The following is a 10,780-nucleotide window of genomic DNA, read 5'->3' as shown; positions in this document are numbered from 1 at the left end:
AACGATGGTGATATGGGAGGGGACAAGATGAAACAGCATGATCAATCCCAGACAGCATTCGGACAAAGTAGTTATTCTGGTGGGGGACGAGGCATCGAACGCTGTGTAGGGTCGGTAAAGGCAGTCATCTGCCTACTGTTGGCAATTACGTTGTTAGCTGTAGCGGGGTGCACAGACGATACAGCGACACCATCACAATCAGATGAAATAGATTCGATCGTATCGAACAATAAGGGAATAATGGCAGCAGATTCACTTGTTGAGAATAAAGAAATATATCGTTCAGATAGGGGTGATCACATCGTTCACCTCTATTTGACGATAGCTGCCTCAAATAAGACGAATGTGCCGCCTGTCACTTGGGCTCAGCTGAGTTCGATTATGAAGAAGGTACCGGGGGAGAAGCATCCTGAGGTGGATGTTATTTTTCAAGAAGGCAATGCAACAGGTCCGGTAAGCGGGATGTTCGGTTACAGCGAATTGGTGCCTAACGGTACGGCTACCGTTCGAGGGGCATCATCGCTTCGCTCGCCGCAAAAGTCATATAAAGTGAAGCTCATTGACGATGCTGGCCTGTGGCGAGATCAGCGGGTCATTAACCTCGTTAAACATTCATATGATTTAACACGTGTGCGCAACAAGCTAAGCTTCGATCTGCTCAAGCATATGCCCGATATAACAAGCCTACGGACCCAGTTCGTCCATTTGCATGTAAGGGATTTAACGGCTAGTCCTGCTGCATCTACCTTTCAGGACTACGGCTTATATACGCAGATCGAACAGCCCAACAAGCGCTTTTTGTTGGCACACGGTTTAGATCCGAGCGGCCATCTGTACAAAGCGGTCATGTTTGAATTTTTCCGTTACAAGGATAAGTTGAGAACGGAAGATGAGCCGCAATTTGATAAAGATGCGTTCGAATCTGTGCTTGAAGTGCAGGGTAGCAACGATCATAAGAAGCTGTTGGCAATGTTAGACGATGTGAATGATATCTCGCAAGATATAGACAGTGTGGTAGATAAACACTTTGATCGCGATAACTTTTTAACATGGACAGCGCTCAATATTTTGTTCGATAACATGGATACGAATACACAAAATTTTTTGCTGTATTCTCCGCTTAATTCGGAAAAATGGTACTTCCTCCCGTGGGATTACGATGGCGCTTGGGGAGATTCCAGCTTTGAGGCGCCTCTGGCAAAGGAGCCGCCTGTTCGCTGGCGGACTGGTGTTGCGAACTACTGGAACAACGTGTTGCAGAGCCGCTTTTTTAAGAAGCGCGCGAATGTTGAACAATTAACGGCAAAAGTCGATGCCTTGTTTCCTAAAATCAAGCCGGAGCTTGTACAGCAATATTTGAACCAGTACCGCAAGGTTGCCCCACAAGTCTCGCTAAGCTCTCCTGATTTGAATTTCTTGCCGGGAACACCGCAGCAATACAAAGCGGAGTGGGCTCGACTGGCTACGATTCCAGCCAAACAAATTGAAGCCTATAAGCGCCACTTGGAATGGCCGATGCCGTTCTTTTTGGGTGAGGCAAAGGCGAAAGGGACTGGACTTGCGTTTAATTGGGGGAATTCCTACGACTTGCAAGGTGATAGCTTAACGTATCGGTTCGAGTTAAGTAAGTCACCGAATTTTGATAAGCCGCTCACGGTTCAAGACGGCTTGCGCTCAACGACAGCACAGGTCAACAATATTCAGCCTGGGAAATATTTTTGGCGCGTGTTTGTATTTGATGCGAAAGGCAACAAGCAGCATGCCTTTGATACGTATCGTGATGCCAATCAGATCAAATTTAACGGCGTGAAACAAATTTTCGTCGAGCGTAAGGACGGAACATTAGTTGTCCCAAAATGATGGAATAACGTTCAATAAACGCTAAGTATAATCGGAGGATACACGATGCCACGCATGAATTTTGGCGACGTAAAGCTTAGACATGAGTTGAAGTTCTACATTCATCATCATGAATATATCGGTTTAAGGCAGCGGATACGTTCATTGCTGACGTTGGACAAGCATTCCGTCGATGAGGAAGGCTACCATATCCGCAGTTTGTATTTTGATAACAAGTATGAATCCGCTTTGCACAATAAAAACGAAGGCATCTTTCATCGGCGCAAATATCGTATTCGTATTTACAACAAGTGCGATTCTATCATTAAACTAGAACGGAAAAGCAAGTGGAACGAGCTCGTATCCAAGGAATCAGAGCAGCTGACCCGCGCGCAGGTCGATCGGATTATGCTAGGAGATTACGAAGCGCTGCTAGACAACAAAGATGAGCGTTCCTTGTCAGCGCGGTTTTACCGTGATTTCACGCAAGGGGCCATGCAGCCAGCGGTTATCGTTGATTACGTTCGTGAAGCTTATTTGTATGATGCAGGTGACGTGCGGATTACGTTCGATAAGCAGCTTAGTGCCGGCGTGCATTCCCTCCAGTTGTTCGACCCGCATCTGATGACACGTTCCATGATTGGCGGGCCCCGAACCATTTTAGAAGTGAAATACAATCAATTTATGCCCCGTGTCGTGTTCGACTTGTTGCAAATGTCGGCGCATCAGCGATCCACGATTTCGAAGTATGCTATTTGCAAAGAGAGCCGCAAGCCGTACGCTTATTAAACAATGGTAAGGAGAGTACCATGGATCAGATCGTGAATTTTAAAGATATGTTTAAAAAGAGTGTGCTGCAATTAGAGGCGTTTAACAAAATTTCGCTGATTGAAATTTTTTGGGGAATGCTTATTTCTTTCCTTATCGGTATGTTCATATATTGGGTATATCAAAAATGTTTCCGTGGAGTCGTGTACAGTCATAACTATAATGTGACGTTCGTGTTAATGACGATGATTACGACGCTCATTATTATGACGATCAGCACCAATATCGTACTCTCGCTCGGCATGGTAGGCGCACTGAGTATTGTGCGGTTCCGTACGGCGGTGAAAGATCCGATGGACATTATTTATATGTTTTGGGCCGTTTCTGTCGGGATCGCGACAGGGGCCAAGTTGTATCCGTTGTCTATTTTCGGATCGTTGGCAATTGGGGCAACGATTTACTTTTTATCGCAGCGGCAAGAAAAGCAGAAGCCATACTTGGTCATTTTGCAATATGAAGAGAAAGCGAGTGACGAAGTACTCGTACAGCTGCGCAAGCGTAAATCGGTGTTGAAATCAAAAACGGTACGCAAAGGGATGACCGAGCTTACGGTAGAAACGAGGCTAAGTGATGACAACACGGCGTTTGTTGACGCACTTGCCGCGTTGGATGGGGTTAAAGATGTTGTGCTCGTCAGCTACAACGGAGATTACGCGCCTTAAATAAGAAAGCCGTCCACCTCATTGGTGAACGGCTTTCAGCTTGTAAAGCTCGCTCTGCGTGCTTAGCATGACGCCTATAGCTTGTTTATATCAACTCGCTAAGCGGTTTATCCAATACTTTGTCAACGAGACCGTACTCCAGCGCTTCTTGCGCGGACATGAAGTAGTCGCGGTCCGTATCTTTCTCAATGCGCTCTAACGGTTGACCTGTGCGGTCAGCCAAGATGCGGTTGAGGTTGTCACGCATCTTCAAGATGCGCTGCGCACGGATATGAATATCCGATGCTTGGCCTTCTGCTCCGCCCAGCGGTTGGTGAATCATAACTTCGCTGTTAGGGAGCGCAAGACGCTTGCCTTTAGCGCCTGCGTTCAGCAGGAATGCGCCCATCGAAGCTGCCATACCTACACAAATGGTAGATACGTCTGGCTTAATATGCTGCATTGTATCGTAGATGCCCATGCCAGCGGAAATGGAGCCGCCTGGACTGTTGATGTACAAGTAAATATCTTTCTCTGGGTCGTCAGCAGCTAAAAATAGCATCTGGGCGATAATGGAGTTCGCCACTACATCATTGACTGGGCTTCCCAAGAAAATAATCCGATCCTTCAACAATCTCGAGTAAATGTCATATGCGCGTTCGCCCCGATTTGTCTGTTCGACAACCATAGGTACGTAACTCATGTTTAACTCCTCCTTACGAATACGTTGCATCCGCCATCGGATGCATTCGCCCAATGATAATAAGCATTGCCTGTTTATGAATCGTGCTATACCCATTAAACGGGATAAATTAACTATAATTCAGAATTTGCAAAAAGTCAAAGATGGTCAAACTCGATATTGAAAAAAACATCCTACCTGTAAGCCTGTGGGCTTGTGCTGGCGGATGTTCCTTCGTATCCCTAATATGTTGCAATATGCGTTCGTTAAGTAGCTTGTTAAATTGCTTCTAATCTCCCGCCCCAGACGCGGGTTCAGAAAATGTATGGCGCGCCCGCAAGGAATCGAACCTTGATCTCAGGCTCCGGAGGCCTACGTCATATCCATTGGACCACGGGCGCACAACTAATGAAAGATGCTCGACTTATTATAGAAGATTCGGAGGGAAAAAGCAAGAACAACGGAAAAATTCAACAATTTATTTTTTGTTTTTGTGTGAACGCCATGCTGGTTATGTTAGCACAAGTAAAATCATGTAAATGTGCAGGTGTTTTTAAGGAAAAAGACGTGCATTGGAAAAAATCTGCGTTTGTGCAGGGATTTGAATCGAAATAAGCCAAATGAAGCAACTTGGGACGTATTATGAAGCCTGTTTGTATCAGTTGTTAGGGGCTCGACTTGATAGGCTATAAAATGAAATATTCGCAGCAATTGTAACAACTCGTGAACTTGTTTAAAATCCAATAATAGGTATACCTATGGCATGGCATTAAGCAGGTCTTTCTGATACAGCATGAAAGAACTTTCAAGGAGTGAAATCATGGAATTTGAATATCACCTTACCATTAATGATTTGAAGTTGGATGAGAAGGAAGCTTTTATGAGTATTTGTCAGTCAGAACAAGTTAAGCCTCTTATGATCGTCTTGGATCAAGGACACTACATCACGCAGCCCATGATTACAGGTGTTACCCAGTGCGCAGATTTTCAAGCAGCTAATATAGAAATTGAAAGGGTTGCAACGGCTTTTCGCAACAACGGATTTACTATTGTAAGGAAAAAAGTAGAGATTCCCCCGCAGGAAGAAAAGTATTTTTATGAGCCGATCGTGCAGCATTCGAAGCCTTATTTTGAATGGCATGGCAAGGTAGAGGTCGATGATGTAGCCAAGTTAAAAAATTGTTGCGCAAGCCATGGCGGACATATTTCTAGAAACTCGATGAACGCGAATGGTAAAGTGCGATTTATTACGGTTAGAGAATATGAAGGCCCAGCGCAATTTTATAGCCGTGTCGACCAGATACATACCATTTTACAGCAAAATAATATAGAACTCATCAAACAACAATATGAGCTATGTATTTATGATAGTAGAGAAGAATTGGATAGCGGCTGGATCTCAACATTGTAACGGGGGAGATGATGAGGATGAAACACGTGGAAAACATAAAAGACTTGGAACCTAAGGTGAGACGGCTAGTTGTAATGGAAGCCCTCTTACGAAGAATAGCACTCGTAAATAAGCCATTTGTATTAAAGGGTAGTCTACTAACTAGACAATATTTAGAAGACCCAGAGCTCCGCGCTGTGAGTGATTTAGACTTGTTGTATGCAGGCAAAATCGAAGACACAGAGCACGCGTGTAAGACATTTACAGCTTGGATGATTCAAGTGACTGAACTGGACTTGGATGACGGTATTGTGTTTAAAAGTTTTAATGATGATGACTATTGGAGATACATCGACTATGCGATGGCAGATGATTTCCCGACGGTAAATACAGAAGTGGAATATTATTTTAAGGGTGAACCGAGGCGTGAAAATCAATATTACGAACTGGATCTCGATATCTCGTTTAACTTAGAAATGGAAGTAGAGCCTGTTGCGCTACAGTATAAGCCTGTCTTCGGGGATAGCTTCATTTTTCCGTATTCCGCACCCCTTGCGCTTCAAGTGGCTTGGAAGCTGCACCAGACTATCGTAAGACCGAGGTTTAAAGATTTAGTCGACTTAAACTATTTGTTATCGCATCCAGCGTATGACAAGCGTGCACTTCAAGATACGCTTCAGGCACTTGTGAATGAATGCAGCCTTGATCCGAATATTACAAGCACTCATATTAAGCGGGTTCTGGTCAACGACCTCCATCATACTTACTCGTTATTAAAAAATGATTATGATTTAAGGACATATGAGGGTGCCGAAGGCAAGGAAGTTTATTTCTGCCGAGTTGTGGATGGGTTGCGTGAAAAAATGGATTTGTGCGGTATGAATCGATATGCATTTGCAGATCTGCCAAGTCCAACGCTGAAAAAATAGTTGACTACAGGGTAGGTGAGCCTCGGACGGTCAAATGTTCGGGGCTTAATTTTACTTTACGAAACATGTGGTGGCAATTTTCTTTAGGATACAAAGCATTAATAGTACATTGGAGCCGTTCTGCTGATGCAGGGCGATTTTTTATATTTTCCATATGTCGCATTGTTGATTTAAAAAAGGTATTCATGCACCTTGGTTAAGGCTCCCAATTTCACAAGCTGTACTCAAGAGGTGACGGGATATGATGTACAGTACTGAAGGTGGCGGGCATCGGCCTCTCTATATGCCTGTAAAAGCAGGTACACAAAAAGGTTGGAAGGAAAACCTTATGTTTTCTCACCCAACCTTTTTATTTTGGGGACTTATTGGACAGCCCCCTTTATACTTAACAACAGCTTAGATATTGCGAATTGTCCCAAAAACAATCTGCGCAATGTGTGCCACCAAATGTTGCGCAGCCTACAGACATTTGGACTATCTCACACCCAACATAAATGTGTTTATATCTTGTTGTGCTGTTACCACATGGAGTACTTGTGCACTCTTCTCTAGGCGAACAATTTGGCTTCGAGCTACTCGTCCAACCGCTAGGACATCCTGCCATTTTTTTTACCTCTCTTCATTACTAATTTTGTTTTGTTCTATGATTTGTTTTTAGTACTTAACAACAGCTTACATATTGCGAATTTTGCCAAAAACAATCATAGCAACCTGGGCCACCGAATACATCACAAGTTACGGTAGCCTTCACACATCCTGTATAATGGTGTCTATATTTTGTTGTGGTGTTACCGCATTTAGTACTTGTGCACTCATCATTAGACGAACAATTTGGTTTCGAGCTCCACGCCCAACCACCTGGACATCCTGCCATTTTTTTCACCTCCCTTCATTATTAATTTTTGTTTTGTTCTATGATTTGCTTTTATACCAATCCGCCTGAGATTTGAACATTTTGGAATATTTGTTTCCATTCACCATGAGCTCTTCATGAGTACCTGATTCGATGATTTGCCCATCATCTAAAACCAAAATTTTATCCGCATTAATACAACTTCCAAGGCGGTGGGTTATAATGAATGATGTTCTAATTTCAACCATTTTCATGAATTTTGATAGTAATTCCGTTTCAGCCAATGGATCAAGTGCTGCAGTAGGCTCGTCCAAAATAATAATATCTGAGTTCCGGAACAACGCCCTTGCTAAGCCAACTTTTTGCCATTGTCCTCCTGATAACTCAATCCCCCCTTGTAAAGTCGAGCCAAGAGGTGTTTCCACTCCATTGGGAAGTTTATCAACCAAATCTTTAAGCCCAGATTCTTGGATAACATGGTTTAATCGCTCTAAATCCAATTCGGTTAATTGCTCTTTAAAGGTAATGTTTTCTTTTAAACTGAGCTGATATTGAACGAAATCTTGAAAGACAACCGTAATATTTTGTCGAAGCTTAGATGGATTAACTGAATTTATATCGATACCATCGTACAAAATTTGCCCAGAGTCAATTTTATACAGACTAGTTAGGCACTTGACGAGAGTACTCTTTCCCGAACCATTAACGCCAACAATAGCGACTTTTTCGCCTGGTTGTACATTGAAAGAAATATTTTTCAGTACACGGTCTTCTGAATTTGGATATTTAAAGGATAAATTTTTTACTTCAATTCCTCGATTTAGAGGAAATTTTATAGTAAGCGTGCGTTCAGGGGTATTCTCCTCTTCTAAACTCATAAAATAGTCAAAATCTTTTATGAAAAAACTATCTTTTATAATTGCCCCAAAATTATTAGACAATGCTTGTATAGAGGAAACAGACATCGAAAGTATCTGAGACATTGCCACGTAATCTCCAACTGTTAGCTTTCCTTTTGTTCCTATCCATAAAAGAATAATTGAAAATATATTCGTGGCGAGGCTATCAAAGCTAAACACCATTAGATTGACCTTCGTTGTCTTCTTTTCAAGCAGATACTTATCGTTGACTGTTTTAAGAAAGGACTTACTCCAATAATTTAATAAAAAATAATAATGATTAAAGAATTTCAATTCCTTATTTGTAGCTCTATTTCTTAACTGATTATTTAAATAGCTAGCTCTTCTCATTAAATACGTTTGGGAAGATATTTGTATGTAACTCCATTTTGATACTAAATGTTGAGTGTAAAATGAGGGTATGATAAATATGATCAAAATGAAGATAAGAGACCAATGTACTGCAAATAACATAAATACATAACCAGATAGGGTAATGAATGCTTTTGCAACTTCTAAAAAAGTCATATAAGAGCTTACCATTTTGCTCCCTATGCCATTTGATGCTTTTTCAAGATGGTCATAATTCTCTGAATTGTCATAGTAAACAAAGGGTAGTTTTCCGCATTTTAATGAAGTGATCTCATCAAACTTGTAACTTACTAATGCGTCAATTCTCATTCTGATTAAATTTTTTACGCTAGTTAATACTGATGTTGTAAGTATTAGAATAACCTGTGCGAAAATGAACAAAATAGCTCTACTCAGTTCGTGCTTCTCTTGAATAACTAGAACAATTTCATCAGTAACAACTTTTAATGAGTAAATTTGCATTAGAGGGATAAACGCTTCAGCAAGCGTTATAATGGTAATGAAAATAAACTCTTTTTTTTGTTCACTTAATAAGAATTTATATTTTTTGAAAATGATCATAAGACTATATAATGCACTAAACATATATTAATTACTCTTTACTATTAACATAGAAAGGATATTGGCATAATAATTCACCGTCTATAACCAGCCTACAAAAATAGTTACCTTCCTCTACAACTGGAAACCTTACGTTGAAGGCCATGTCGAAGCCAGGGATAGCTTCTTTCGCACGTAAACTCTTTACTGGTAATGAAGTCATAATAAATATTATTCGATCATCAGGGGATATTATGGTGAATTCCGCTTCGGTTTCATAGTCATGAGTTTCAAGGTAGATTTTTGCTAATACGTCGGCTATAACTGCAGCAGGAAATAATGGGACACTAATTTTGTTTAAAATGTTCTTTGCAGAATGACAATTTCCTATAGAATCAAACTTTATTTGTTCAGCTAAAATAAGCTGTGCTGTTATTTTTTGATCATTCATATTTAATACCCTCTATTCAGAAAAAATGTATTTTTCAAGTACTTCACCGCATCATTGTGGAAGACTACCTTGCTATTTTCTTTCCTAACAAACAATGTTGAAATACCTATAAAATCATCATCTTGTTTTTTCCATGCAATATGGGTCAATCTATGCCTCGTCCATGCCTTTTCTTTTACATTAAACATCCACTGAGGTCCTATAAAAATGATGGACAACGCGGGGATTTCTTCTTTACACAAAATCTCTTCTAATTTGTTTAAATGGTCTGAGGAAAAATGGATTAATAGCAAATGCTTTGATTTTTCAGGATGCATATGATCCATTTTCTCAAATTGCTTCAATTGAAGCTTTTCTAGCTTCTTTCCTAAATAAAAGCGATATCCGACAGCAATAATGAGAAGTGAAAAGATGAAAATAACGCTAAATATGATCATGTATTTTCCCCATTACTTTAATCTTTTTAATAGTGTTCCATATATCGAAAAGTACAAGAAAGAGCAGAATGCTAAAAAATAAAAATATGGAGTGTGACCATTGAAACTGAAAAGATACGATATTCATATTTAAGATGCAAATCAAAATCAGTATGAGATTTCTTTGGATGGGATATTTGTTTAAAAAGTTATCGTTCCCAAAACAAGAACAAGTGGTTTGATTCTTTGTTTTAGTCTTTCTTAGTAAAATTATGATGAAGAAGAGTAACAATGTAATCGTAAATAACTCTCTCCAAACACTAAACAAGTCAAGAACATAAGAAACTACGAGGAATAGTTCAAATATTAATAAGCTATAAACAGATAATGCAATTAACTTATGAGGAATAATTTCAAGCGATTCTACTTCTTGAAAAAAAGAATCGTAATCAGATAACTTTGAAAATAAAGACAGTGCGAAGATAAAGGCAATAATAAATTGAAACAGGATACTCCAACTCATTTTAGATACCTAAAGCATACTCAGTACTGATGAAATATCAGTCGCTTGAGAGTGATTCAGTATTTGACCATTGGGACTTACCAAAACTAAGTAAGGAGTTGTTTCAACCTCTAACTTACTTAGAGGGCCACGATAAGAAATTATAGGGAATGTGTAGCCGAAGTGTTCTTTAATTTCCAAATTATCTTCTTCAGTGCCATCCGTTATAAGAATAAAGTTATCTTTATCATTAATCTGTTCAAACTCGGATAGTAAGTCAATACAGTGGGTACAACTAAGAGAAATAATGGCGAATAAACTATTTTGAGTAATCGGGGTGTCCATTTTCAGTATTTCAAACGGGAACTTTTTTTCACCTAGGTCGATGTTCTCCGTTTTTTCCTTTGCTGCTCTTTGAAAAATATTTTTCAAACTCAC

General features: G+C 40.2%; 13 protein-coding genes and 1 tRNA gene. 7 read left to right on the top strand and 7 right to left on the bottom strand.

The window, feature by feature from the left end; all coding sequences use genetic code 11:
* The first annotated feature begins 27 nt into the window (after positions 1 to 27).
* From KIK04_RS09270 to KIK04_RS09260, 3 genes are read left to right on the top strand one after another with little or no spacing between them, the layout of a single operon-like run.
* Positions 28 to 1,860 carry a CotH kinase family protein gene (locus KIK04_RS09270; RefSeq protein WP_232277976.1) on the top strand — a complete coding sequence of 611 codons (1,833 nt, stop codon included), beginning with the start codon at positions 28 to 30 and terminating at the stop codon, positions 1,858 to 1,860.
* 45 nt (positions 1,861 to 1,905) lie between these two features.
* Positions 1,906 to 2,628, top strand: coding sequence for a polyphosphate polymerase domain-containing protein (locus tag KIK04_RS09265; RefSeq protein WP_232277975.1), 723 nt, complete (start codon positions 1,906 to 1,908; stop codon positions 2,626 to 2,628).
* 20 nt (positions 2,629 to 2,648) lie between these two features.
* Complete coding sequence (locus KIK04_RS09260) at positions 2,649 to 3,329, top strand: DUF4956 domain-containing protein (RefSeq protein ID WP_232277974.1); 681 nt, start codon at positions 2,649 to 2,651, stop codon at positions 3,327 to 3,329.
* 85 nt (positions 3,330 to 3,414) lie between these two features.
* On the opposite strand, the gene clpP is transcribed toward KIK04_RS09260, so the two are convergent.
* A complete protein-coding gene (gene clpP / locus KIK04_RS09255) occupies positions 3,415 to 4,041 on the bottom strand; it encodes an ATP-dependent Clp endopeptidase proteolytic subunit ClpP (RefSeq protein WP_269671011.1) in 627 nt (208 codons plus the stop codon).
* A gap of 275 nt (positions 4,042 to 4,316) precedes the next feature.
* A tRNA-Arg gene (locus tag KIK04_RS09250) sits at positions 4,317 to 4,391 on the bottom strand.
* A 7-nt stretch (positions 4,392 to 4,398) separates the two neighbouring features.
* Here KIK04_RS09250 and KIK04_RS09245 point away from each other — a divergent pair.
* From KIK04_RS09245 to KIK04_RS09230, 4 genes are all read left to right on the top strand, one after another.
* Positions 4,399 to 4,605, top strand: a complete 207-nt coding sequence (locus KIK04_RS09245; protein WP_232277972.1) for a hypothetical protein — start codon at positions 4,399 to 4,401, stop codon at positions 4,603 to 4,605.
* A 205-nt stretch (positions 4,606 to 4,810) separates the two neighbouring features.
* Positions 4,811 to 5,401 carry a hypothetical protein gene (locus tag KIK04_RS09240; protein ID WP_232277971.1) on the top strand — a complete coding sequence of 197 codons (591 nt, stop codon included), beginning with the start codon at positions 4,811 to 4,813 and terminating at the stop codon, positions 5,399 to 5,401.
* A gap of 17 nt (positions 5,402 to 5,418) precedes the next feature.
* On the top strand, positions 5,419 to 6,309 hold the full coding sequence (locus tag KIK04_RS09235) for a nucleotidyl transferase AbiEii/AbiGii toxin family protein (protein WP_232277970.1): 891 nt from the start codon (positions 5,419 to 5,421) through the stop codon (positions 6,307 to 6,309).
* A gap of 241 nt (positions 6,310 to 6,550) precedes the next feature.
* Positions 6,551 to 6,709, top strand: coding sequence for a hypothetical protein (locus KIK04_RS09230; protein WP_232277969.1), 159 nt, complete (start codon positions 6,551 to 6,553; stop codon positions 6,707 to 6,709).
* Positions 6,710 to 7,221: 512 nt separating this feature from the next.
* Here KIK04_RS09230 and KIK04_RS09225 read toward each other — a convergent pair.
* Genes KIK04_RS09225 through KIK04_RS09210 form a run of 5 tightly spaced genes read right to left on the bottom strand, consistent with a single transcriptional unit; the run spans position 7,222 to position 10,780 of the window.
* Positions 7,222 to 9,018 (bottom strand): ABC transporter ATP-binding protein, encoded by a 1,797-nt coding sequence (locus tag KIK04_RS09225; protein ID WP_232277968.1) that lies wholly within the window; start codon positions 9,016 to 9,018, stop codon positions 7,222 to 7,224.
* A gap of 7 nt (positions 9,019 to 9,025) precedes the next feature.
* On the bottom strand, positions 9,026 to 9,424 hold the full coding sequence (locus KIK04_RS09220) for a hypothetical protein (RefSeq protein WP_232277967.1): 399 nt from the start codon (positions 9,422 to 9,424) through the stop codon (positions 9,026 to 9,028).
* 2 nt (positions 9,425 to 9,426) lie between these two features.
* A complete protein-coding gene (locus KIK04_RS09215; RefSeq protein WP_232277966.1) occupies positions 9,427 to 9,861 on the bottom strand; it encodes a hypothetical protein in 435 nt (144 codons plus the stop codon).
* Positions 9,848 to 10,363 (bottom strand): MauE/DoxX family redox-associated membrane protein, encoded by a 516-nt coding sequence (locus KIK04_RS24415; RefSeq protein ID WP_442951147.1) that lies wholly within the window; start codon positions 10,361 to 10,363, stop codon positions 9,848 to 9,850. The genes KIK04_RS09215 and KIK04_RS24415 overlap by 14 nt, the downstream gene beginning before the upstream one ends.
* A 9-nt stretch (positions 10,364 to 10,372) precedes the next feature.
* Positions 10,373 to 10,780, bottom strand: a complete 408-nt coding sequence (locus tag KIK04_RS09210) for a thioredoxin domain-containing protein (RefSeq protein WP_232277965.1) — start codon at positions 10,778 to 10,780, stop codon at positions 10,373 to 10,375.

It is taken from the genome of Paenibacillus sp. 481, from assembly GCF_021223605.1.
Lineage (GTDB): Bacteria > Bacillota > Bacilli > Paenibacillales > Paenibacillaceae > Paenibacillus_B.
Note: the sequence above shows the minus strand (reverse complement) of the source record. Positions and strands in the feature narration are given on the sequence as shown.